We start from the raw sequence: 23,692 nt of genomic DNA, 5'->3' as shown, positions 1-23,692 counted from the left end.
CGGGATGGACGCACCGCTGGTGTACCAGTTGTCCCGCCAGGGGCACAGCTGGGTAGCTATGTGCGGAAGGGATAAGCGCTGAAAGCATCTAAGCGTGAAGCCCCCCTCAAGATGAGATTTCCCATCGCGTCAAGCGAGTAAGATCCCTTGAAGATGACAAGGTAGATAGGTCCGAGGTGGAAGCGTGGCGACACGTGTAGCTGACGGATACTAATCGATCGAGGACTTAACTAAGCACACACCTGTTATCTAGTTTTGAAGGAATAAAAAAATGCTTGACAACAAAAAATATTCCGTTATAATAACATTTGTCTAAAGCATTATTGCTCGGTGACGATGGCGGAGAGGTCACACCCGTTCCCATACCGAACACGGAAGTTAAGCTCTCCAGCGCCGATGGTAGTTGGCGGGACACCGCCTGCGAGAGTAGGACGTTGCCGGGCAAGATGATGAATGAATCACTTTTGTTATTATTCCGCAGTAGCTCAGTGGTAGAGCACTCGGCTGTTAACCGAGCGGTCGTAGGTTCGAATCCTACCTGCGGAGCCATTTACGGAGAGCTGTCCGAGTGGTCGAAGGAGCACGATTGGAAATCGTGTAGACGTGATGAGCGTCTCAAGGGTTCGAATCCCTTGCTCTCCGCCAGCCACTTAGGAAATGATATATGGCCCGTTGGTCAAGTGGTTAAGACACCGCCCTTTCACGGCGGTAACACGGGTTCGAATCCCGTACGGGTCATCTTTTGGAGGATTAGCTCAGCTGGGAGAGCACTTGCCTTACAAGCAAGGGGTCGGCGGTTCGATCCCGTCATCCTCCACCATATGTTATTATCGCGGGGTGGAGCAGCCAGGTAGCTCGTCGGGCTCATAACCCGAAGGTCGCAGGTTCAAATCCTGCCCCCGCAACCAATATTGGTCCCGTAGTGTAGTGGTTAACATGCCTGCCTGTCACGCAGGAGATCGCGGGTTCGAGTCCCGTCGGGACCGCCATGTATGGCTCGGTAGCTCAGTCGGTAGAGCACGTTTGAATCGACTTCTTTGGCAAGGCTACAGCGTACCGCTCGAGCCACATCTTGAGTAAGCAAACTGAGAGCGGGACGAAGGACGTTGTGCTTCTGAATAATTTAAGGATGAAGCTACTATCTATATGGCTCGGTAGCTCAGTCGGTAGAGCAAAGGACTGAAAATCCTTGTGTCGGCGGTTCGATTCCGTCCCGAGCCACCATTTTGAATGATGTCGGCTTAGTTTGTTTCATCTAAAAGTTTGATGCACTTCATATTATGCCGGCTTAGCTCAATTGGTAGAGCAACTGACTTGTAATCAGTAGGTTGCGGGTTCAAGTCCTGCAGCCGGCACCATCCGCGGAGGGGTAGCGAAGTGGCTAAACGCGGCGGACTGTAAATCCGCTCCCTTTGGGTTCGGCGGTTCGAATCCGTCCCCCTCCACCATTTTAGGGGCATAGTTTAATGGTAGAACAGAGGTCTCCAAAACCTCCGGTGTGGGTTCGATTCCTACTGCCCCTGCCAAAAAAACATGGCGGCTATGGCGAAGTGGTTAACGCACCAGATTGTGGCTCTGGCATTCGTGGGTTCGATTCCCACTAGTCGCCCCATATACATTTTAAAACGTTGGGGTATAGCCAAGCGGTAAGGCAACGGACTTTGACTCCGTGATGCGTTGGTTCGAATCCAGCTACCCCAGCCATATATGCGGAAGTAGTTCAGTGGTAGAACACCACCTTGCCAAGGTGGGGGTCGCGGGTTCGAGTCCCGTCTTCCGCTCTTCGTTTTATGGCGGCATAGCCAAGTGGTAAGGCAGAGGTCTGCAAAACCTTTACCACCGGTTCGAATCCGGTTGCCGCCTCCATTTTTTTATGCGCCGGGGTGGCGGAATTGGCAGACGCACAGGACTTAAAATCCTGCGGTAGGTGACTACCGTGCCGGTTCGAGTCCGGCCCTCGGCACTGAAAAGTCTTGACAAAGCAAGTTTGCATGATACAATTTAATTGCCTCATGCCGATGTGGCGGAACTGGCAGACGCGCACGACTCAAAATCGTGTGGGGTAGCCCCCCGTGTGGGTTCGACTCCCACCATCGGCACTGAATATTTGAGGATTCCTGTTGCACACAGGGATCCTTTTTTTATTTCTTCTTATACTTTTTCTTTTCTCCAGGACGCTCCAGCTTTACTTTTTCATCCTTTTAGCTTTTATATTTTACGAAAATTTTCGTGGAAGAAATATATTTATTTCATGTTTTATTATAATTTTTCGTTTAGGGCGAAAGATTTTATTGACTTATGCGTCAATTGTTATTATGATTAAGTTACGAAACAAATGAAAGAAAGCGCTTTTTTGATTTGTTTTTTACGAAAAATTTCGCAGGAGGTTCGAAATTATGCTTCAGTTTCCGAAAGATTTTATTTGGGGAGCTGCAACTTCATCGTATCAAATTGAAGGAACAGCGACTGGAGAAGATAAAATTTACTCGATCTGGGATCACTTTTCCCGCATTCCTGGCAAAGTAGCGAATGGGGATAATGGCGATATCGCAATTGATCATTACAATCGTTATGTTGAAGACATCGCATTAATGAAAGCGCTTCATTTGAAAGCGTATCGATTTTCGACTAGTTGGGCGAGACTTTATTGTGAAACGCCAGGGAAGTTTAACGAAAAAGGTTTAGATTTTTATAAGCGTCTTGTACATGAATTGCTAGAGAACGGTATCGAGCCAATGTTGACCATTTATCATTGGGATATGCCACAAGCTCTTCAAGAGAAAGGTGGCTGGGAAAATCGTGATATCGTTCACTACTTCCAAGAATACGCTGCTTTCCTTTACGAGAATCTTGGGGATGTCGTGAAAAAATGGATTACGCATAATGAGCCGTGGGTTGTCACCTATTTAGGATATGGGAATGGCGAACATGCCCCAGGGATTCAAAACTTTACATCATTTTTAAAAGCAGCACATCATGTTCTTCTCTCACACGGGGAAGCGGTAAAAGCGTTTCGAGCAATCGGTTCGAAAGATGGGGAAATTGGTATTACGTTGAATTTGACACCTGGATATGCGGTCGATCCGAAAGATGAAAAAGCAGTTGATGCCGCTCGAAAATGGGACGGCTTTATGAATCGTTGGTTTTTAGATCCTGTATTTAAGGGACAATATCCAGCAGATATGTTAGAAGTGTATAAAGATTATTTACCAGACGTTTACAAAGAGGGAGATTTACAAACGATTCAGCAACCGATCGACTTTTTCGGATTTAACTATTATTCAACAGCAACATTAAAAGATTGGAAAACAGGTGACCGTGAACCGATCGTATTTGAACATGTGAGCACAGGAAGACCTGTGACGGATATGAATTGGGAAGTGAATCCAAACGGTTTGTTTGATTTAATGGTGCGATTGAAAAAAGATTATGGCGATATTCCATTATACATTACCGAAAACGGTGCTGCATACAAAGATCGCGTCAACGAACAAGGTGAAGTAGAAGATGATGAGCGAGTTGCTTATATACGGGAGCATTTAATCGCTTGCCACCGCGCGATTGAACAAGGCGTCAATTTAAAAGGATATTATGTATGGTCGCTGTTCGATAATTTTGAGTGGGCATTTGGATATGATAAGCGCTTTGGGATTGTATACGTGGATTATGAAACGCTAGAGCGCATCCCGAAAAAGAGTGCATTATGGTACAAGGAAACGATTATAAACAACGGATTGCAAGTAGACAATGACAAATAAAGGAGGTGATGGGGGAAGGGAAGAAGTTTTCTTCGTCATAGCGGGAAGTGTCGGGGATTGGCCGCTACTACGAAGAAAACTAAAGGAATTATAACGTGAAACAAGCAAATGGGCAAATGAAAGGTGTAAACGGTATGAACACATATTGTGAAAAAGCGAGGGGGAAAGAATGATGAAGAAACGAGCTCTCATGTTGTTGTTAGCAGTTGTCTTTATGTTCGCGACAGCGTGCAGCAATCAATCTCAAAGTGAGAACGAATCAAAAGATAAAGGTTCAAGTGAAAAAGTCAAGTTGAACATGTGGGTATTCGGAAGCACTGGTTATGAAAAACTAGCTGAAGAATATATGAAAGATCATCCAAATGTTGAAATTAAAATTCAATCAACGCAGTTTGACGATCATCATAACGCATTATTTACAGCGTTATCAGCAGGAAGTGGCGCACCGGACATCGCGATGATTGAAGTAAACAATATTGAACGTTATCGTGAGGCACAAGATCGTTTTTATAACTTATACGATTTTGGTGCAAAAAACATTAAGGATAAGTATTTAGATTGGAAATGGCGCATCGGTGAAAGCGCTGATGGAAGCTTCTTATTTGGTCTTCCGACAGATATTGGTCCAACAGCTATGTTTTATCGTGCTGACGTGTTTGAAGCAGCAGGACTTCCAACAGATCCAGCTGAAGTTGCAAAGTTAATTCCAGACTGGAATGCATATGCAGAAGTAGCTGCAACAATTAAAGAAAAAACAGGAAAACCAATTGCAGACAACGTTGAACTTGTGTACAACGCATTACGTGACCAAGCTCCTGTGCAATATTTTAACGAAAAAGAAGAATTGCTTATCGAAAAAGAACCGTACATTAAACAAGCGTACGACTATACAGTTAGCTTAATTCAAAAAGGTTACCTTGGCAGCAACGGATTGTGGACTCCAGAATGGGGTAACGCGATGGAAAAAGGAAGCTATGCGACGTTGCTTGCACCTGCATGGATGCAAGGAGTTGTGAAAGGAAACGCACCAAATTCAGCAGGCAAGTGGCTCATTACAAACATGCCAGGTGGAGCAGGAAACTGGGGCGGTTCTTATTTAACGATTCCAAAAGAATCGAAGCATCCGCAAGAAGCATATGACTTCATTCAATGGCTCGTAGCGCCAGAACAACAATTGAAATCGTTTAAAGATATGGGCTTATTCCCATCTGCTCCTTCTGTATATGATGCACCTGAGTTTAAAGATTACAAAGACGAGTACTTTGGTGGAGTAAATACAGCTCAAGTATTTGCAGAAGCAGCACAAAAAGTAAAAACAGTGTATATGGGTAAAAACTACGGACTCGTTCAAGGCGAAATCATTAAGGCGTTGACAAACGTACAGAAGAAAAAAGCTGACCCAGAAAAAGAATGGGAAGAAGCAATTAAACGTATTAAACGTCAACTTGAACGTCAATAAAACACGTGAGGGAGGGATTTATTCCCTTCCCCCTACTATGATTTTTGGAGGGAAATATAAATGGTATCCCATAATCATACAAACGCAACTGTCCGTCCAAAAGGATTGAGTGATAAGAAAAAAACAGCATTAGCTGGCTACTTATTTATTTCTCCTTTCTTTCTTTTATTTGCGATCTTCGGCGCTTTTCCAATGCTGTTTAGCTTTTATTTAGCGTTTCAAAAATGGAATGGGTTCGGTGAAATGACATTTGTCGGAGTGAAAAACTTTTCGCTCATTTTTACTGATCCACTATTTTGGAAATCGATTTATAACACGATTGTAATCGGTTTATTAGGAACAGGTCCACAGTTAATCGCCGCTTTAATTTTAGCCGTTGCTTTAAATTCAGCGATGGTCAAGTTTAAAAGTGTATTTCGTGTCGCTTATTTTGTACCAAACGTAACGTCGATTGTTGCGGTGGCGATTGTTTTTACCGTTTTATTTAGCGAACAAGAAGCAGGGTTAGTAAACGCCACACTTAGCTTGTTTGGAATTTCGCCAGTAAGCTGGCAAACGTCTGAATGGGGAGCGAAAATTGCGATTGCGACGATGATTTTTTGGAGATGGGTTGGATATAACTCGATTATTTTCTTAGCAGGATTGCAAAGTATTCCGAAAGATCTTTATGAAGCAGCCGAAATTGACGGAGCGAAAAAATGGCAGCAGTTTCTTTTCATCACTGTGCCGATGTTAAAGCCAATTATCGTATTCGTCGTATTTACAGCAACGATCGGGTCGCTACAAATTTTTGCGGAACCGCTTATTTTCGGCAGTGGATTTAGAGAAGAAAGCATGACGATCGTGTTGTACTTATGGAGAGAAGCGTTCTCGAATAACGCGTTCGGAACAGCATCTGCGACAGCCGTCTCGCTATTTTTACTCATCATTGTATTTACGACAATTAACTTTTTCGCGTCCAATCGTTTAGATAAATCGGGCAAGTAAAAACATGGAGGTGAATAAAGATGTTACGTAAAAAAGGATTTGTGAATAAAGTAACAATCCATGTGTTGTTAATTATCGGTGCGTTACTATCTGTTTTTCCGTTGTACTGGATGTTTGTCATGGCAACGCAGCCGAACCATGTCATTAACAAATTACCACCAGCTGTTGTACCGGGAGATAAGCTAGTAGAAAACTTTCGAAACGTATTAGAAAACGTCGACTTTTTCGGGGCGATGTGGAACTCTTTTGTTGTTGCTAGCTTAACGACGCTGGGGGTGTTATTCTTTAGTTCTTTAGCAGGCTTTGCATTTGCTAAGTTGCAGTTTAAAGGGCGAGAAAAGCTGTTTGCTGTCATTTTAATTACGATGATGATTCCGCCACAATTAGGATTAATCCCGCAATATTTCATTATTACAAAGTTAGGTTGGTTAAACGATTTAAAAGCAATTATCATTCCAGGTTTAGTGAATGCGTTCGGTATTTTCTGGATGCGTCAATATATTAAAGATGCGATTCCCGATGAACTAATTGAAGCAGCAAAAATTGATGGATGCAGTATATTCCGTGTATATTGGAATATCGTTGTTCCTTCGATTTTACCAGCTTTTGCGACGCTTGGTATTTTAACATTTATGTTCGTATGGAACGATTTCTTATGGCCGTTAACTGTGTTAAGAGACGAGTCAAGCTACACGATTCAAATTGCTATTCGTGCTCTTCAAGACGCATACGTGAAAGACTATGGCATGATTTTATCGGGAACATTTTGGGCAACATTGCCTTTAGTCGTCGTATTTTTAATGTTTAATAAGTTGTTCATTTCAAGCTTGACGCAAGGATCGGTCAAACAATAGTGACATAGCCGCTAACTAAAGCGCATTCATTTTTAACAGAAAATTTATGTTATAATAAGGGCAAGATTAATGAAGGTAAGAAGGGATCGTATGAAAATTACCATTAAAGAAATTGCAAAATTAGCGGGTGTGTCACCAGGTACGGTATCAAAAGTATTAAATAACTATCATGATGTCGGTGAAGAAACAAAAAAAAGAGTGCTGGAAATTATGGAGCAGACTGGGTATGTGGCTGCTCGCATTCAAAAAGATACCGCTCATAAGTCGAGAGTAGTTGGTGTTATTTACGCCGGGGAGATCAATGCCGATTTTAACCATCCATTCTTTATTGAAGTGATGAACTCTTTCAAGAAAACAATGGGAATGTTCGGTTATGACCTCCTCTTCTTTTCAAACGAACAATTTGAAGAAGGGGAGGAAGATTATTATGAGCGTTCGATGCGCTATAAAGTAGATGGAGTAATCATTATTAGTGGTGAAAAAGTGCAGCCATCTATTTATCGTTTAGACATGAGCGACATCCCATGTATCGGGATAGATATTCCGCTTGAAGGGAATCGTTCTGCGTACATTATGACAGATAACTATAAAATTTCTGCGAAAGTAGTAGAGCATTTTTACTTATGTGGCTATCGGAATATCGGCTACATTGGTGGTTTGCCGGGCGCGCAAGTGACAAAAATTCGCGAACAAGGATTTCGTAATACAATGAAGGAATTTGGGTTAACGATTCATGAAGAGTGGTTTGCCGAAGGGGATTTCTTTATGGAAAGTGGCTATGAGGCGATGAAAAAAATATTGCGCTCGTCACATCATCCTGAAGCGGTATTTGCAGCATCGGATTTAATGGCATTTGGTGCAATGAAAGCGGTGAAGGAACACGGGTTAAAAATACCTGAAGATATTGCGATCGTTGGGTGCGATGATATTGATGCATGCAATTATACCGATCCCCCTTTAACTTCCGTTCGTCAAGATAAAGAGAAAATCGGACGGCTTGCTGCATATATGTTAAGGGATATTATACACCGCCAATTTCAGCCGAAAGCGGTTATGGTTGAACCGGAATTGATTATTCGTGAATCTTGTGGGAGCAATCGATTGTACGGATTAATGTCTGGGAAGATGTAAGCAAGGAAAAGCCCCCTATCGTTACAAACATAGGGGGTTACTCATTTTCAACAACATGTTTTAAAATAGATAGTTTATTTTCCCAAAAACGTTCATAAAATGACAGCCATTGCTTTAATTCTGTTAACGGTTCAGGATGGAGATGATAAATTTTTTCTCGTCCTGATTTTCGACTTTGGACTAAATTTGCTTCGGCGAGAATGTTTAAATGTTTAGTAATAGCCGTACGGCTAATTGGAAAATGCGCTGCAATCGCAGAGATCGGTAATTCTTTTTTTTCTGCCAACAAACGTAAGACATCTCTTCTTGTTTTGTCTGCAATTGCTTGAAAAACATCATGCTTTTTTGTTGGCTCCACGTATTATGCCACAACCTTTCGAAGCTTTTCTAAAATTCCTGTCCATCCGTTTGCCATACGATCACGAACAATAGATTGTTTTTCATTTGCTTTCGGAAGGATATCGTCTGCGCTTCCCCATCCTCCATGAACAAGAGTAAATTCTGTTTTGTCGCCTAAGTCTTTCAACATGAAGGAAACGATCCATCCGTCTTTATCCCATGAAAAAGAAAGAAGATGAGGCTTCTCCACTTTTAACACTTTACATGGAGAAAGTCCAAAAGGGGTTTGTAAGTGAAACTCATGTCCTTCAATCGCCTGAAAATCATTTGGCATAAACCATGAGGCAATTCCTTCGGATGTAGAAACAATGTCCCATACTTTTTGAATTGGCGCTTCGATGATCATCGTTTGTTGGATATCTTGCACTTTTTGGCTCATCAATGATCCTCCTCAGATATATAACCTTTTGGTTTCATTTAGATTATATGAAACCTTTAGGTGTTATGTCAAATTTCTTCTTCATTCGTCACATGCACCATGTTTATTATTGTCTCGATATGTATAAATTTTATCGGGAAAATAGATGATGTTTTTGAAAAAGTTTTGAACAGAGTATTGACTTGTCACAGGGGAGTCGATATAATGTAAAACGTAATTAAAAAACAGGGATTCCTGTTTTTTATTTTTGCATCTTATTCGACAAATTTCTACTTTTTCTGCATGTGCGGGTGTAGTTTAGTGGTAAAACCTCAGCCACGAGCAACGCATCGTCGAGTAATCGGCGAGTTGCCTCGACGCATCCATCATCATCGAATAAGCGAGTAGAGGAAGAGGCGTGACAAAGCGTAGAAGTAAAAGATGGTTATGTGAGTGATTTATCGTGCGGGTGTAGTTTAGTGGTAAAACCTCAGCCACGAGCGACACATCGTCGAGTAATCGGCGAGTTGCCTCGACGCATCCATCATCATTGAATAAGCGAGTAGAGGAAGAGGCATAGTTGAGCGTGGGAAAAGTCATAGAGAAAAAGCAAGTTGCTATGCGGGTGTAGTTTAGTGGTAAAACCTCAGCCTTCCAAGCTGATGTCGTGGGTTCGATTCCCATCACCCGCTCCATACATACGGGGACAACGCAGTGTTTCGTTTCGAAGATGAACGGGGCATTGCGTTTTTTTATTTCGCTTGCCCCGCATGCATTATTTAACGAGTTGTGTATGTGCTGTACCGCCGTGAATTTGGATAAACATCTCTTTCATCGCTTGTAGCATTTGTTCGCATTGTGTTTCTGTAAATGATGGGAGAAAGTACACGATTTGAATCGCATGTGTTGTTTGTTCCGTAACCATCGTTCGCTTTGAGTCGACGATTGGACTGCCGAATGCCCCTTTAGCGTCTTTTGAGACAAGTTTTCGTTCAAAATTTGTCGTGCGATCATTGATGCCGATATATTCATCTGCTTGTGTACCGATCGTGATCACGATATCTCCTATGAGATGATCTCGGTCATAAATGCCGATCGGTAGTTTATAATATAAGGAAAAAAAGTTATTGACATCAGCAGCTGAATGAATGGATGGAATAAAAGTTTGCTTTTGTACGCGCCGAAGCAAACTTTCCGATGACGGACGGTATCGGCTTGCATCTGTGCCAATTTGTTTAAATACAGACCGCCATTCTTTCACTTCTGGCCATTCAGCTAACGGAGTTTGTTCCATATCAAAATATAACAGCTCTTGAAATTGACGAAGTTTCCCCTTTAACATGCTAGGAGATGGCCCGGCGACGATGTGTTCATATGTAAGCACTCCGATTTTAAAATGAGGAATATGTTGTTTAATGCTGTCACAAATGGTTAACATATCGTTCACTCCTTTTTCTTTACATTGTAACATAAACAAAGTGGGAAGGAGGGATGGGAGATGGACGTTGAAGCACTAAAGGAAGAAATCATTCAATATAGCCGAACGATCGGCATTGATAAAATCGGTTTTGCAAGTGCTGATCCGTTTTTTGAATTAAAAGAAAGGTTGCGTCAGCAGCAACAACTTGGTTATCAATCAGGATTTGAAGAGCCTGACATTGAAAAGCGGACAACCCCATCTTTATTGCTTCCAGAAGCACGTTCTATTATCGCTATCGCCCTTGCATATCCGTCAAAATTAAAAAATGCTCCACGAAGTACAAAAAAAGAGCGTCGCGGAATTTTTTGTCGAGCATCTTGGGGGCGAGATTACCACGTCATTTTGCGCGAGCGGCTGCAAAAATTAGAACAATTTATTTTAGAACGCGTGCCAGATGCAAAAGTGAAATCAATGGTTGATACAGGAGAATTGGCAGATCGTGCGGTCGCGGAACGGGCAGGGATCGGATGGAGTGGAAAAAATTGCTCGATTATTACACATGAATTTGGTTCATACGTTTATTTAGGTGAAATGATTACGAATATCCCATTTCCTCCAGATACGCCAATTGAAGACGAATGTGGGACGTGCACGCGCTGCATTGATGCTTGTCCGACAGGAGCGCTTGTACAAGGCGGACAGTTGAATGCACAGCGGTGCATTGCCTTTTTAACGCAAACGAAAACGTTTATCCCTGATGAATTTCGCGATAAAATCGGAAACCGATTGTATGGGTGTGATACGTGTCAACTCGTTTGTCCGAAAAATAAGGGAAAAGACTTTCACTTCCATCCAGAGATGGAGCCAGATCCAGAGATTGTGAAGCCTTTATTAAAACCGCTTCTTCGTATGACAAATCGTCAGTTTAAAGAAACATTTGGACATATATCTGGCGCATGGCGCGGGAAAAAACCGATTCAACGGAATGCGATCATTGCATTAGCCCACTATAAAGATGAAAGCGCAATTGATGATTTATTCACGTTGCTTCGCGAAGATTCACGTCCAGTCATTCGCGGAACGGCCGCGTGGGCGCTTGGGAAAATCGGGAATCGTAAAGTTGTGCCGATGCTACAACAAGCGAAACAAAGGGAACAAGATGAAGACGTCATTCGTGAAATCGAAAAAGCATTAGCGATGTTTGAAAACGTGTAGTCGTTTTTCGTCCGTTTATGACATAACGTAATAAAAAACGAAAAAGTGGGGAACGGAATGAGAAAACAACTGCACGATCTTCTTCATGAACGCATTCGTCATTTTTTTGTCAGCGACGTGGCAGATGAAGAAATGGAACGAAAAAGAAAGCTGCTGGCTAAGCGGAATGCAAAGCTTGTGAAATGTGAAGGAAAAGGTACAATTATCGAAAAAAAGTACATTGCTCCGCATACGTTCGTTCGCTATGTTGTTCATTTTCGTTTTTTCATTTGGCAAAGCGGATGGATGTATGTTGAAGAACAACAAGAGGTACGCGAAGCTGTATTCGAGGGGCGGGAACTTGTTAGCCATCGCCTTGTTTTACCAATGATTGAAACAGAACAAATCGAAAAGAAAGAAGAACGTGATGATGATGAACGCATCCGTTATACGTATGATCGACTAGCAGCCGTTCGGTATGCTGAAATATGGTGGAACGATCATAACCCCGCGTTTCATACATTTCCCGTGGATTGTACAAATTTTGTTTCACAATGTTTGCATGCAGGCGGCATTCCGATGATGGGCTATCCAAATAAAACAAAAGGATGGTGGATGCGCAAAAACGATTGGAGCTATACGTGGACGGTCGCACATGCGTTTCGTTGGTATTTAAGCGGATCGAAAACGGGCATTCAAGCTATTGAAAAAAAATCACCAGAACAGTTGTCTCTCGGTGATGTCATTTGTTATGATTTTCAAGGGGACGGTCGATTTGATCATACGACGATCGTCGTCGCCAAAGATAAACAAGGGATGCCGCTTGTAAATGCCCATACGTCCAATAGTCGCATGCGTTATTGGTCGTATGAAGATTCCACGGCTTATACGCCAAATATTCAATATAAATTTTTTCATATTATTGATCATGCATAGGGGTGAAGAACGTGGCTTTACATGTCGTTTTATATCAACCAGAAATTCCAGCGAATACGGGCAATATTGCACGTACATGTGCAGCAACAGGAACGTCTTTACATTTAATTCGTCCACTCGGATTTTCAACGGATGACAAAATGTTGAAGCGTGCCGGATTAGATTATTGGGAATATGTAGATATTCACTATTACGATTCATTACAAGAGCTTTTTGATAAATATAAAGAAGGCGAATTTTTCTTTATTACAAAGTTTGGTCAAACATATTACACATCGTTTGACTATAGTGATCAAACGAAAGATTACTTTTTCGTTTTCGGTCGAGAGACGAGCGGTTTGCCAAAAGACTTAATCGAAAAAAATATGGAACGTTGTTTACGCATTCCAATGAACGAATACGTTCGCTCACTCAATTTATCGAACACAGCAGCCATTCTTGTATATGAGGCGTTAAGACAACAAAACTTTCCAAATGTATTTTAAGCGACTTTCGAATGAAAGTCGCTTAATTTTTTACTTCCGGCTTATCGTTATATCCTGCTGTGAAGATCGCAGCCAAGAAGGCGAAAATGACGCCAAGAACAAGAAGTGTTTTCATATGAAATCTCCTCCCTTATGAAGTGACAATAAAATGTCCACGCTTTCATTATAGCTTAATTGTATAGAGGGATGAAAGTCATACTTTCACGAATGATTACGGACATCCTTGCATACATATGGTATTAATCATGACGCTAGACATCAAAGGTGGAGGAGGTCCGTGTATGGACATTTTAAAAAAAATACAAAAATATAGAGAAGAAGAACAAAAATTAAAGTGGGAAGGGACATTTGCGGAGTACTTGGAAATCGTAAAAGAAAAGCCGTGGGTAGCTCAGTCTGCTCATTCTCGCGTTTACAATATGATTAAAGATGCCGGGGTAGAAGAAATAGACGGAAAGAAAAAATACAACTTTTTTAGCGGGCAATTGTTTGGACTTGAGGAAGCGTTAGAGCGGCTTGTGGAAGAATATTTTCATCCAGCTGCTAAACGTTTAGATGTTCGAAAGCGCATTTTGTTGTTAATGGGACCGGTAAGCGGCGGAAAATCAACGCTTGTGACGATGTTAAAGCGAGGGCTTGAGGCGTATTCATATACGGATCGTGGCGCCGTATATGCCATTAAAGGATGTCCGATGCATGAAGATCCGCTTCATTTAATTCCGCACAACTTGCGCGATGAGTTTTATAAAGAGTACGGTATTCGTATCGAAGGAAATTTGTCGCCATTAAATATGATGCGGCTTGAAAAAGAATATGGTGGGCGCATTGAAGATGTGATGGTCGAACGCATCTTTTTCTCAGAAGATAAGCGCGTTGGAATTGGGACGTTTAGCCCATCCGATCCGAAGTCGCAAGACATTGCTGATTTAACGGGCAGCATTGATTTTTCTACGATTGCTCAATATGGGTCAGAATCGGATCCGCGCGCATATCGCTTTGATGGGGAGTTAAACAAAGCAAATCGCGGCATTATGGAATTTCAAGAAATGTTAAAGTGCGATGAAAAGTTTTTATGGCATTTGCTTTCTTTAACGCAAGAAGGAAACTTTAAAGCAGGACGTTTTGCGCTTATTAGTGCCGATGAATTGATTGTTGCTCACACGAACGAAACAGAGTATCGTTCATTTATTGCGAATAAAAAGAACGAGGCGCTTCATTCGCGCATTATCGTTATGCCAATTCCATATAACTTAAAAGTGTCAGAAGAAGAACGCATTTATGAAAAAATGATTCGTGAAAGCGATGTGGCGGACGTGCATATTGCACCGCATACGCTTCGGGTAGCCGCGATGTTTACGATTTTAACGCGTTTGAAAGAGCCGAAACGTGGCGATATTGACCTTGTGAAAAAAATGCGCTTGTATGACGGTGAGCTTGTCGAAGGATTTAATGAAGTCGATGTAGAGGAATTGAAAAAAGAATATCCGGATGAAGGAATGAGCGGCATTGATCCACGCTATGTCATTAATCGCATTTCGTCTTGTATTATTCGGAAAGAAGTGCCGTCCATTAATGCGCTAGATGTATTACGGGCATTGAAGGAAGGATTAGAGCATCACCCGTCTATTTCAAAAGAAGATCGGGAACGTTATTTAAACTTCATTTCGATTGCGCGAAAAGAATACGACGAAATTGCAAAGCGTGAAGTGCAAAAAGCGTTTGTTTATTCGTATGAAGAATCGGCGAAAACGTTGATGGACAATTATTTAGATAATGTGGAAGCATACTGCAACAAAGCGAAAATTCGCGATCCGTTAACGGGAGAAGAAATGAATCCAGATGAAAAGTTAATGCGATCGATTGAAGAACAAATCGGCATTTCAGAAAATGCGAAAAAGGCGTTCCGTGAAGAAATTTTAATTCGCATTTCGGCATATGCGCGCAAAGGTCAGCGCTTTGATTATAATTCACATGAACGGTTACGCGAAGCGATTCAGAAAAAGCTATTTGCCGATTTAAAAGACATCGTCAAAATTACGACATCAACGAAAACACCGGATGAACAACAACTAAAGAAAATTAATGAAGTTGTCGCTCGTTTAATTGACGAGTACGGTTACAATTCCACTTCGGCAAATGAGTTGCTTCGTTATGTCGGAAGTTTATTAAACAGATAAGCATGCCGCACTTGGCATGCTTTGTTTTATCATCTTAGAAAACAGGCTTGTCCAATGAAAAAGGATTAGAGCAATTTTCGAAATCATTTGTCAATTTTTTTCGTTCGCTGCATAGGATAAAGTAACCAACCATTCATTCATTATTTTTCAAAGCCAACATATTGTATGCGAGGAAAAGGGAAAGTGTGCATCATTATTTTACATGTAGGAGGGGAAAAAAATGAGTAGAAACTTCGTTGTGTCAAAAGAAGATTGGTCCCTCCATCGAAAAGGCCACGATGATCAAAAACGGCACGAAGAAAAGGTGAAAGAAGCGATTAAAAATAATCTTGGCGACTTAATTACAGAAGAAAGCATTATTATGTCAAATGGTCGCGATGTCATAAAAATACCGATTCGTTCGTTAGATGAATATAAAATTCGTTATAACTATGACAAAAATAAACATGTCGGCCAAGGCGATGGGGACAGTCAAGTTGGCGATGTGATTGCGCGCGACGGTTCTGGCGACGGTCAAAAAGGACCAGGAAAAGGTCAAGGAGCAGGTGATATAGCAGGGCAAGACTATTATGAAGCAGAAGTGTCTTTAATGGAATTAGAAGAAGCTTTGTTTAGTCAATTGGAACTTCCAGATTTAAAGAAAAAGCAACACGCAGATCACGTTGTTCAACATATCGAATTTAATGATATTCGTCGAACAGGATTAATGGGAAATATTGATAAGAAAAAAACGATGATGGCTGCGTTTAAACGAAATGCATTAAGCGGTAATCCAAGCTTTTATCCAATTTATCCAGAAGATTTAAAATTTAAAACGTGGAATGAAGTCATCAAGCCAGATTCAAAAGCAGTTGTCATTGCGATGATGGATACGAGCGGATCGATGGGCGTATGGGAAAAGTATATGGCTAGAAGTTTCTTCTTTTGGATGACAAGATTTTTGCGCACGAAATATGAAACAGTCGATATTGTTTTTATCGCTCATCATACCGAAGCAAAAATCGTAACAGAAGAAGAATTTTTCACAAAAGGAGAAAGCGGTGGAACCATTTGTTCATCAGCGTATCGCAAAGCGCTAGAAGTGATTGAAACAAAATACTCCCCGACAAAATATAATATTTATCCGTTCCATTTTTCCGATGGCGATAATTTAACGTCTGATAACGCTCGCTGTGTCAAACTTGTGCAAGAGTTAATGAAAGTATCGAATATGTTTGGATACGGGGAAGTGAATCAGTACAATCGTCATTCTACGCTCATGTCAGCGTACAAACATATTAAAGATGAAAAATTTCGCTATTACATTTTAAAACAAAAATCGGATGTGTTGCAGGCGATGAGAAACTTTTTCCGAAAAGAAGAACAGAAAACGCTTGTTTAAACCCTTGTGTGATACAAGGTTTTTTTTTGCGAAAAAACAGTTGACAAACGGGTGGGGGTTTTGTAATATACTCATAGAGGTAATGGTAATAACTTATTTTTTTACGACGAAATATACCCTTATGAGTATAGAGAGGTGAGGAAAATGAAACATATCTCCCCACAAGAACTAGAGCAACAATTAAAAGAGGGGCGTGCACTTAGCATTATTGACGTGCGCGAATATGAAGAAGTGGCGCATGGGAAAATTCCAGGCGCACGCCACATTCCGCTCGGTCAATTGCTTGAGCGAATGAATGAATTTGATAAAAATGAGGAGCATATTCTCGTTTGTCGCTCAGGAAATCGAAGTGGTATGGCTTGTCAGTTGTTAGAAAGCTACGGATACCAAGTCGTGAATATGACGGGTGGTATGCTTGAGTGGACAGGTGAGATCGAACGATAGGAGGGAATCGAATGAATGTAGATCTTGTCGTTGATGCGCGTGGGCTATCTTGTCCAATGCCGATCGTTCGCACGAAAAAGGCAATGGAACAGCTACAACCTGGCCAAGTGCTGGAAGTGCAAGCAACGGACAAAGGATCGCTTGCCGATATTCAAGGCTGGGCAAAAAACACAGGGCATCAATATATCGGCACGATTGAAGAAGGGGATGTACTCAAACATTATCTTCGTAAAGCGAATCCGACAGAAAGCAAAGAGGAAACGAAATATCCTCACGTTGTCGCGTTAGACGAATTGCAAAAGAAAGTAGAAAACAATGAACAAGTATTTATTTTAGACGTACGCGAAGAAGCGGAATATGTGTTTGGACATATTCCAGGAGCGTATCATATTCCGCTCGGACAGCTGTCCGAACGAATGAATGAATTAAATAAAGATGAGACGATTTACGTCATTTGTCGAACAGGCAATCGTAGCGATCTCGCTGCGCAACAATTAGCCGAAAAAGGATTCACACATGTATTTAACGTCATTCCGGGTATGACAGAATGGAAAGGAACAATGATTAAAGGAGGAAATGAACAATGAACAAACGTGTAGCAATTATTGCAGCAAATGGTGGATTATTCGATGCATACAAAGTATTTAACATTGCGACAGCAGCGGCAGCAACAGAAGCAGAAGTAGCGATTTTCTTTACATTCGAAGGATTAAATTTAATTCATAAAGAAGCGTATAAGCAATTGCCACTTCCAGAAGGAAAAGAACAAATTCAACAAGGATTTGCTCAAGCGAACGTTCCATCGATCCCTGAGCTTGTAAGCATGGCTCAAGAAATGGGTGTGAAATTTATCGCTTGTCAAATGACAATGGATGTCATGGGATTAACAAAAGAACATTTTGTAGATGGCATCGATGTTGGTGGAGCTGTCACATTCCTCGATTTTGCAAAAGATGCTGACATTACGTTAACGTTCTAAGGAGGAAAAGCATGAAAGCAGATCTTGTCGTTGATGCAAAAGGATTGGCGTGTCCAATGCCAATCGTTCGTACAAAAAAAGGAATGGATACATTACAATCAGGTCAAGTATTAGAAATTCATGTGACGGATAAAGGAGCTAAAAACGATTTGTCCGCATGGGCAAAATCAGCGGGTCATGAAATGATTGACATGGCCGAAGAAGGCGACGTATTAAAATTTTGGATTCGTAAAGCGTGAGAAGCATCGGGCGTATGTCCCGATGCTTCATACAAGGAGTGAACTAGCATGGACATCGGCTTTATTGTGACGATTTTTCTCATTGGATTTATCGGTTCGTTTATTTCGGGAATGGTTGGAATTGGCGGATCGATCATTAAGTATCCGATGTTGCTCTACATTCCACCGTTGCTTGGCTACGCTGCATTTAGCGCCCATGAAGTATCCGGAATTAGCGCCATTCAAGTATTGTTTGCTACTATTGGGGGCGTTTGGGCGTACCGGAAAGGTGGATATTTAAACAAAACGTTAATTATTTACATGGGAACGAGCATTTTACTCGGTAGTTTCATTGGTGGTTATGGTTCAAAATTAATGAGTGAAGGCGGCATTAATATCGTTTATGCAGTGTTGGCAACAATTGCGGCCATTTTGATGTTCGTTCCGAAAAAAGAAATTGATAACATTCCACTCGATCAAGTGACATTTAATAAGTGGCTCGCTGCTGCATTAGCATTTATTGTCGGAGTGAGCGCTGGAATTGTTGGAGCCGCTGGTGCATTTATTCTTGTACCAATTATGCTCGTCGTACTAAAAATTCCAACGCGTATGACGATTGCTACATCATTAGCTATTACGTTTATTTCATCAATTGGGGCAACCGTAGGAAAACTGACGACTGGTCAATTTGATTTTTGGACTGCGTTTATTATGGTTGTTGCAAGTTTAATTGCTTCTCCGATCGGAGCAAACGTTGGTAAAAAGGTCAATACAAAACTATTGCAGTTTATTTTAGCTGCACTTATCGTGGCAACAGCTATTAAAATTTGGGTGGACATTTTGTAAAAGATGTTGAAAAATTCATCCTTTATGTTATAATACTCATAGGGGTATATAAAATATCGGAACATAAAGGAGGAATGGTAATATGAAACAAGTAACAGTATATACAACAACGACATGTCCGTATTGTACATTGCTAAAAAACTTTTTAGCTGAACGAGGTATTCCGTTTAAAGAAGTAAACTTACATCATCACCCTGAAGCTGTTAATTACGTTGTTCGCTCGACTGGACAAATGGGCGTGCCACAAACAGAAATTAATGGACGTTGGGTCGTTGGATTTGATCCACAACGAATTATGCAATTGTTACAACAATAATTTTTTTACCTATATAAATACCCTATGAGGTATAAGGAGAGGTGGATATGAAATGACAGTACATGCGTTAACAGCACAACAAATCAATGAGATGATTGTTCATAAAGAACCGTTTTTCTTATTCGATGTTCGCAATGAATCAGATTTTGCAGATTGGAAAATTGAAGGGGAGCACATTGAATATTTAAACGTTCCTTATTTTGAATTAATTGATGGCGTTGAGCCTGTGTTAGAACGCTTACCGAAAGATAAAAAAATTGTCGTCGTTTGCGCAAAAGAAGGATCTTCCATGATGGTCGCTGACATGCTTGCTGAAAAAGGTTTAGAAGTATTTTATTTAAAAGGCGGCATGAAAGCATGGAGTGAATATTTATATCCAGTTGTTGTGTACGAAGATGAAAATATGAAAGTATATCAATTTATTCGTGTCGGTAAAGGGTGCCTTTCTTACATGGTCGTATCAGGCAAAGAGGCGCTTATCGTTGATCCATCTCGATTTATTGATGTATATAAAGAAGTGGCGCAAAAAGAAAACGTAACGATTACACATATCGTTGACTCTCATTTACATGCCGATCACATTTCTGGCGGATATGAATTAGCAAAACAAACAGGAGCAAAATATTATTTAATGAAGAGTGAAGGTGCGGTCTTTGAATTTGAGCCGTTAGAAAATCATGATCGCATCGAATTTGAAAAAGTAAGCTTAGAAGTATTAGCAATTAAAACGCCAGGTCATACCCCAGGTAGTGTATCATTTTTCGTAAACAATAAATTGTTGTTCTCTGGCGATACGATTTTCGTAAGCGGTCTTGGTCGACCAGATCTTGGCGGAAAAGCGCGCGAGTGGGCAAAAGATTTATACGACACAGTGTATAACAAAGTAGCACAAATTGCTGATGATGTTATCGTCCTTCCTGCTCACTATGCAAACTTTGATCAAGAAGTGAATGAACAAGGATATATCGGAAATACGTTAGGAAACATTCGCCAAATGAACGAAATCATGCAAGGGAAAACGGAAGAGGAGTTCGTTGAACATGTGGCGCAATCCGCTTCTTCAGAAACACCACCGAACTTTGAAGACATTATTGCCATCAATCGTGGTGTGAAAGATGCAACGCCAGAGCAACAACAAGAACTTGAAATTGGTCCGAACCGTTGCGCTGTTCATCATACACACTAAAAACAATTTTATTTAGCCTCGCGATTTGCGAGGTTTTTTTCGATTTTGTGAAACTTTTTGGACACAATAGTCGTATATAACGTATGTAGAGGTACTCTCTTTCATTTTCGGCTATTTTCCATTAAAATATAAAATAACGGAGGGATGATATTATGTTTTTTCACCCAATGGATTTCCTCATTTTAATCGCTTTCGCCGTGTCGATTTGGGCGCAATTTAAAGTGAGAGGAAACTTTAGCAAATGGTCAGATGTACCTGCTTCCTCTGGTTTAACGGGAGCAGAAGTGGCGCGTCTCATTTTAGATCGCAACGGACTATACGATGTGCCAGTAGAGCTTGTCCCAGGTACGTTGACGGATCATTACGATCCAATTGCTCGGGCCGTTCGTTTATCAGAGCCGGTTTACTATGGCCGCTCGATTGCAGCGGTGTCGGTAGCTGCCCATGAAGTGGGTCATGCGGTGCAACATCAACAAGCATATGGTGCGCTCGTTTTGCGCCATCGTATGTTCCCAATTGTGAATTTGACATCTGGAATGGCTCCATTCCTTCTTCTTGGCGGGTTTTTATTGCAACAGTTTTCGTTAATTGGTTTAGGGATTATTTTGTTCTCGTTTGCTGTAGCGTTTCAAGTCATTACATTGCCGGTTGAGTTTAACGCAAGTTCACGTGCAAAAGATTTTATGATCGCAGAAGGCATTATTCGCAATGAAGAAGAACGTGGGGTAAATAAAGTATTAAATGCCGCGGCATTAACGTATGTTGCTGCAGCGCTTATTTCGGTGTTAGAATTAATCAAGTATGTACTTATTTTTGTGCAAGGAAGTAATGAAGATTAATAAATAGGAGGTGGCATCCGCACGCATGTATGCGTGCGGACGTTCGTTGGACATATTTAGTTTATGGATGATCGTTTTTCTTATTGCGCTTACCGGTTTTTTTGTCGCTTCGGAATTTGCCATTGTAAAAGTGCGCCCATCGCGCATTGATCAACTGATTGAAGAAGGTAACAAAAAAGCGGTGGCAGCAAAGCATGTCATCACTCATTTAGATGAGTATTTATCTGCAAATCAACTTGGGATCACCATGACTTCGCTCGGTCTTGGTTGGCTCGGAGAACCGACGGTAGAACGAGCGCTTCGTCCGCTTTTTGACGAATTTCATGTCCCGCCATCATTTGCCCACGGCGCTTCTTTTCTTGTCGCATTTGCGGCGATTACGTTTATTCATGTCGTTGTTGGTGAATTAGCACCGAAGACGATTGCGATTCAAAAGGTCGAAACGATTACGTTATGGGCAGCGCGCCCACTTATGTTATTTTATCGCGTCATGTATCCGTTTATTTGGTTGTTAAATGGGTCTGCGCGTTTCGTCGTTCGTTTATTTGGTTTTCAGCTATCTAATGAACAAGAATTGGCCCATTCTGAGGAAGAGTTGCGTCTTCTGCTGTCGGCCAGTTATAAAAACGGAGAAATTAATCATACGGAATATAAGTATGTGAATAACATTTTCCGTTTTGACGATCGTGTCGCAAAAGAAATTATGGTTCCGCGCAAAGAAATTGTTGCGTTAGATGTCAATGATTCGATGGAACATGTATTGCAAACAATCCGTGAAGAAAAATATACACGTTACCCTGTTATTGATGGCGATAAAGATCATATTCTCGGATTAATAAATGTCAAAGAGTTGTTTACGGATCTTGTTGTAAACTGTCAAGAGCGAAGGGAACTTCGTGAATATATACGCCCGATTATTCAAGTTATTGAAACGATTCCTATTCAAGATTTACTTGTGAAAATGCAAAAAGAGCGCATTCATATGGCAATTTTAGTTGATGAGTACGGCGGGACATCCGGTTTAGTAACGGTTGAAGATATTTTAGAAGAAATTGTCGGGGAAATTCGGGATGAGTTTGATACAGATGAAACTCCGCTTGTTCAAACGATTGATGAAAATCGAACAATTGTGGATGGAAAAGTGCTTATTAGTGAAATTAATGATTTATTCGGCTTAGAAATCGATGATACAGACGTTGATACAATCGGGGGATGGATGTTAACAGAACGTTACAACATTCGCCCAGGAGAGCAAATTGATTGTGGTGATTATACGTTTACAGTCATTCAATTAGACGGTCATCATGTAAAAAAAATTGAAGTGACACGTCGCCCTCGAGCAGTAGATGTAGTGACGGACATGAACGAAGAGGCTGCGTTATAGGAACGCGCCTCTTTTTATATTGCCGAAAATCGTTTCATCAGGTAGGGAAGAACAGGTGATCGGCTCGTTTGTAAACGGATGTGGAAAAGAAAGTGAGATTGCGTGTAACGCTTGTCGATCGATCCACGGTTTTCCCCTATATAACGTATCCCCAACTAATGGATGTCCGATATAGCTCATATGGACGCGAATTTGATGCGTTTTTCCTGTATCAAGCGTCAAGCGAACGAGCGACACATTTTTTTGTTTGTCATATTGGAGACGTTCATAGTGCGTGATCGCCGTATCTCCTGTTTTCGATACGCGACGTCTCGTTGGATGATGACGATCGCGACCGATTGGAGCGTCAATCGTCCCTTTTTTTGTTTCACATATCCATGAACAAGCGCAACGTATGTGCGATGAATTGTTCGTTCCGCTAAATATTTATCGAGTACAGCGCCAGCAAGCGCATGTTTAGCAAATAAAATGACGCCGCTCGTATCGCGATCAAGGCGATGAATATGCCGAACTTTGCTATAAATTCCTTCACATTGAAAGTGAAAGGCGACTGCATTTGCTAACGTATTTGTTTGGTTTGGCTGCGTCGGATGGACGTCCATATGTGCGGGTTTGTTAACGACAAGCACATGATCGTCTTCAAATACAATATGAAGCGGGAAGTATGTTGGAATCGGTTCAATCGTTTCGTCTTTTATATGTATCCCAATATGATCATTTGGTGAAATGATTGTGTGTAAAGGAACGATCTTCTTATTTACTGTCACTCCTTTTGTCATTCGCCATTCATGCAACATTTTTTTAGGAACGAACCATTTTGTTTGAAATGCTTGTTCAAGCGATAGGCCAATCCATGATGATGGCGCTTCAAACATCAGCCAATTTCCTTTTTTTTGTACATTCATTCGTCTCACTCTTTCTATACAATAAATTACCAACAC

Annotated in this window: 22 protein-coding genes, 17 tRNA genes, 2 rRNA genes and 1 pseudogene; 38 read left to right on the top strand and 4 right to left on the bottom strand. The window is 41.2% G+C overall.

All coding sequences use genetic code 11. The features are described 5' to 3' along the window. The 23 genes from ES017_RS13550 to ES017_RS13440 all read left to right on the top strand — a co-directional run. Window positions 1–234: ribosomal RNA gene (locus tag ES017_RS13550) — 23S ribosomal RNA — on the top strand; the annotation flags it as partial. A gap of 92 nt (window positions 235–326) precedes the next feature. Then, window positions 327–443, top strand: a 5S ribosomal RNA gene (gene rrf / locus ES017_RS13545). 31 nt (window positions 444–474) lie between these two features. After that, window positions 475–549: transfer RNA gene (locus ES017_RS13540), tRNA-Asn, on the top strand. Between the two features lie 5 nt (window positions 550–554). Next, window positions 555–645, top strand: a tRNA-Ser gene (locus tag ES017_RS13535). A gap of 21 nt (window positions 646–666) precedes the next feature. After that, window positions 667–738: transfer RNA gene (locus tag ES017_RS13530), tRNA-Glu, on the top strand. Between the two features lie 6 nt (window positions 739–744). After that, window positions 745–820: transfer RNA gene (locus ES017_RS13525), tRNA-Val, on the top strand. Between the two features lie 11 nt (window positions 821–831). Continuing rightward, window positions 832–908, top strand: a tRNA-Met gene (locus ES017_RS13520). A 5-nt stretch (window positions 909–913) separates the two neighbouring features. Beyond that, a tRNA-Asp gene (locus ES017_RS13515) sits at window positions 914–989 on the top strand. A gap of 159 nt (window positions 990–1,148) precedes the next feature. Beyond that, window positions 1,149–1,224: transfer RNA gene (locus ES017_RS13510), tRNA-Phe, on the top strand. A 58-nt stretch (window positions 1,225–1,282) separates the two neighbouring features. Next, window positions 1,283–1,358 (top strand) — tRNA-Thr (locus tag ES017_RS13505). Between the two features lie 5 nt (window positions 1,359–1,363). Then, a tRNA-Tyr gene (locus ES017_RS13500) sits at window positions 1,364–1,448 on the top strand. A gap of 4 nt (window positions 1,449–1,452) precedes the next feature. Then, a tRNA-Trp gene (locus ES017_RS13495) sits at window positions 1,453–1,526 on the top strand. Window positions 1,527–1,536: 10 nt separating this feature from the next. Continuing rightward, window positions 1,537–1,612, top strand: a tRNA-His gene (locus ES017_RS13490). Between the two features lie 17 nt (window positions 1,613–1,629). Beyond that, window positions 1,630–1,704: transfer RNA gene (locus tag ES017_RS13485), tRNA-Gln, on the top strand. 5 nt (window positions 1,705–1,709) lie between these two features. Continuing rightward, a tRNA-Gly gene (locus ES017_RS13480) sits at window positions 1,710–1,781 on the top strand. 11 nt (window positions 1,782–1,792) lie between these two features. Next, window positions 1,793–1,866: transfer RNA gene (locus ES017_RS13475), tRNA-Cys, on the top strand. An 11-nt stretch (window positions 1,867–1,877) separates the two neighbouring features. Further along, window positions 1,878–1,963 (top strand) — tRNA-Leu (locus ES017_RS13470). A gap of 51 nt (window positions 1,964–2,014) precedes the next feature. Further along, a tRNA-Leu gene (locus tag ES017_RS13465) sits at window positions 2,015–2,099 on the top strand. Between the two features lie 297 nt (window positions 2,100–2,396). Continuing rightward, entirely contained in the window at window positions 2,397–3,758 is a 1,362-nt protein-coding gene (locus tag ES017_RS13460) for a GH1 family beta-glucosidase (RefSeq protein WP_042534655.1), read from the top strand. 169 nt (window positions 3,759–3,927) lie between these two features. Then, on the top strand, window positions 3,928–5,217 hold the full coding sequence (locus ES017_RS13455; RefSeq protein ID WP_042534652.1) for an ABC transporter substrate-binding protein: 1,290 nt from the start codon (window positions 3,928–3,930) through the stop codon (window positions 5,215–5,217). A 60-nt stretch (window positions 5,218–5,277) separates the two neighbouring features. Next, a complete protein-coding gene (locus ES017_RS13450; protein ID WP_042534651.1) occupies window positions 5,278–6,204 on the top strand; it encodes a carbohydrate ABC transporter permease in 927 nt (308 codons plus the stop codon). Between the two features lie 20 nt (window positions 6,205–6,224). Beyond that, the gene (locus tag ES017_RS13445) at window positions 6,225–7,058 is read left to right on the top strand and encodes a carbohydrate ABC transporter permease (RefSeq protein ID WP_042534649.1); all 834 of its coding nucleotides are present in this window, start codon (window positions 6,225–6,227) and stop codon (window positions 7,056–7,058) included. A gap of 90 nt (window positions 7,059–7,148) precedes the next feature. Further along, window positions 7,149–8,189, top strand: coding sequence for a LacI family DNA-binding transcriptional regulator (locus ES017_RS13440; protein ID WP_042534647.1), 1,041 nt, complete (start codon window positions 7,149–7,151; stop codon window positions 8,187–8,189). A gap of 37 nt (window positions 8,190–8,226) precedes the next feature. On the opposite strand, the gene ES017_RS13435 is transcribed toward ES017_RS13440, so the two are convergent. Both ES017_RS13435 and ES017_RS13430 read right to left on the bottom strand, forming a co-directional pair. After that, complete coding sequence (locus ES017_RS13435) at window positions 8,227–8,547, bottom strand: ArsR/SmtB family transcription factor (protein WP_035047942.1); 321 nt, start codon at window positions 8,545–8,547, stop codon at window positions 8,227–8,229. 3 nt (window positions 8,548–8,550) lie between these two features. Continuing rightward, window positions 8,551–8,967, bottom strand: coding sequence for an SRPBCC family protein (locus ES017_RS13430; RefSeq protein ID WP_042534645.1), 417 nt, complete (start codon window positions 8,965–8,967; stop codon window positions 8,551–8,553). A gap of 600 nt (window positions 8,968–9,567) precedes the next feature. Between ES017_RS13430 and ES017_RS13425 the strand changes: the two genes are divergently transcribed. Further along, a tRNA-Gly gene (locus tag ES017_RS13425) sits at window positions 9,568–9,641 on the top strand. A gap of 80 nt (window positions 9,642–9,721) precedes the next feature. Here ES017_RS13425 and ES017_RS13420 read toward each other — a convergent pair. Continuing rightward, entirely contained in the window at window positions 9,722–10,384 is a 663-nt protein-coding gene (locus tag ES017_RS13420; RefSeq protein ID WP_042534643.1) for a B3/B4 domain-containing protein, read from the bottom strand. Window positions 10,385–10,444: 60 nt separating this feature from the next. On the opposite strand from ES017_RS13420, the gene queG reads away from it, so the two are divergent. The 14 genes from queG to ES017_RS13350 all read left to right on the top strand — a co-directional run bounded on the left by queG (window position 10,445) and on the right by ES017_RS13350 (window position 22,751). Then, a complete protein-coding gene (gene queG / locus ES017_RS13415; protein ID WP_042534642.1) occupies window positions 10,445–11,581 on the top strand; it encodes a tRNA epoxyqueuosine(34) reductase QueG in 1,137 nt (378 codons plus the stop codon). A gap of 57 nt (window positions 11,582–11,638) precedes the next feature. Next, window positions 11,639–12,496 carry an amidase domain-containing protein gene (locus ES017_RS13410; RefSeq protein WP_042534640.1) on the top strand — a complete coding sequence of 286 codons (858 nt, stop codon included), beginning with the start codon at window positions 11,639–11,641 and terminating at the stop codon, window positions 12,494–12,496. 11 nt (window positions 12,497–12,507) lie between these two features. After that, on the top strand, window positions 12,508–12,981 hold the full coding sequence (gene trmL / locus ES017_RS13405; protein ID WP_370627970.1) for a tRNA (uridine(34)/cytosine(34)/5-carboxymethylaminomethyluridine(34)-2'-O)-methyltransferase TrmL: 474 nt from the start codon (window positions 12,508–12,510) through the stop codon (window positions 12,979–12,981). Between the two features lie 281 nt (window positions 12,982–13,262). After that, complete coding sequence (locus ES017_RS13400) at window positions 13,263–15,158, top strand: PrkA family serine protein kinase (RefSeq protein ID WP_042534638.1); 1,896 nt, start codon at window positions 13,263–13,265, stop codon at window positions 15,156–15,158. A 220-nt stretch (window positions 15,159–15,378) separates the two neighbouring features. Further along, complete coding sequence (gene yhbH, locus ES017_RS13395) at window positions 15,379–16,539, top strand: sporulation protein YhbH (protein WP_042534636.1); 1,161 nt, start codon at window positions 15,379–15,381, stop codon at window positions 16,537–16,539. A gap of 144 nt (window positions 16,540–16,683) precedes the next feature. Beyond that, window positions 16,684–16,983 carry a rhodanese-like domain-containing protein gene (locus ES017_RS13390; RefSeq protein ID WP_021095472.1) on the top strand — a complete coding sequence of 100 codons (300 nt, stop codon included), beginning with the start codon at window positions 16,684–16,686 and terminating at the stop codon, window positions 16,981–16,983. An 11-nt stretch (window positions 16,984–16,994) separates the two neighbouring features. Next, window positions 16,995–17,570, top strand: coding sequence for a sulfurtransferase TusA family protein (locus tag ES017_RS13385; RefSeq protein ID WP_021095473.1), 576 nt, complete (start codon window positions 16,995–16,997; stop codon window positions 17,568–17,570). Beyond that, entirely contained in the window at window positions 17,567–17,962 is a 396-nt protein-coding gene (locus tag ES017_RS13380) for a DsrE/DsrF/DrsH-like family protein (protein WP_009362055.1), read from the top strand. Before ES017_RS13385 ends, ES017_RS13380 begins: the two co-directional genes overlap by 4 nt. A gap of 11 nt (window positions 17,963–17,973) precedes the next feature. Next, window positions 17,974–18,201 (top strand): sulfurtransferase TusA family protein, encoded by a 228-nt coding sequence (locus ES017_RS13375; RefSeq protein ID WP_009362054.1) that lies wholly within the window; start codon window positions 17,974–17,976, stop codon window positions 18,199–18,201. A 48-nt stretch (window positions 18,202–18,249) separates the two neighbouring features. Then, window positions 18,250–19,026, top strand: a complete 777-nt coding sequence (locus ES017_RS13370) for a sulfite exporter TauE/SafE family protein (RefSeq protein ID WP_021095474.1) — start codon at window positions 18,250–18,252, stop codon at window positions 19,024–19,026. A gap of 82 nt (window positions 19,027–19,108) precedes the next feature. Continuing rightward, window positions 19,109–19,342 carry a glutaredoxin family protein gene (locus ES017_RS13365; RefSeq protein ID WP_021095475.1) on the top strand — a complete coding sequence of 78 codons (234 nt, stop codon included), beginning with the start codon at window positions 19,109–19,111 and terminating at the stop codon, window positions 19,340–19,342. Between the two features lie 52 nt (window positions 19,343–19,394). After that, window positions 19,395–20,528, top strand: a complete 1,134-nt coding sequence (locus ES017_RS13360) for an MBL fold metallo-hydrolase (protein ID WP_021095476.1) — start codon at window positions 19,395–19,397, stop codon at window positions 20,526–20,528. A 152-nt stretch (window positions 20,529–20,680) separates the two neighbouring features. Next, window positions 20,681–21,367 carry a zinc metallopeptidase gene (locus ES017_RS13355; protein WP_021095477.1) on the top strand — a complete coding sequence of 229 codons (687 nt, stop codon included), beginning with the start codon at window positions 20,681–20,683 and terminating at the stop codon, window positions 21,365–21,367. Between the two features lie 46 nt (window positions 21,368–21,413). Beyond that, the gene (locus ES017_RS13350; RefSeq protein WP_171335210.1) at window positions 21,414–22,751 is read left to right on the top strand and encodes a hemolysin family protein; all 1,338 of its coding nucleotides are present in this window, start codon (window positions 21,414–21,416) and stop codon (window positions 22,749–22,751) included. On the opposite strand, the pseudogene ES017_RS13345 reads toward ES017_RS13350, so the two are convergent. Then, window positions 22,746–23,656 (bottom strand): annotated as a pseudogene (locus ES017_RS13345) (RluA family pseudouridine synthase). The gene ES017_RS13350 and the pseudogene ES017_RS13345 sit on opposite strands and share 6 nt — an antisense overlap. Between the last annotated feature and the right edge of the window lie 36 nt (window positions 23,657–23,692).

Source organism: Anoxybacillus sp. EFIL (assembly GCF_013096955.1).
In the GTDB taxonomy this organism is placed as follows: Bacteria; Bacillota; Bacilli; order Bacillales; family Anoxybacillaceae; genus Anoxybacillus; species Anoxybacillus ayderensis.
The sequence above is the reverse complement of the archived record's forward strand: the minus strand, read 5'-3'. Positions and strand labels throughout refer to the sequence as shown.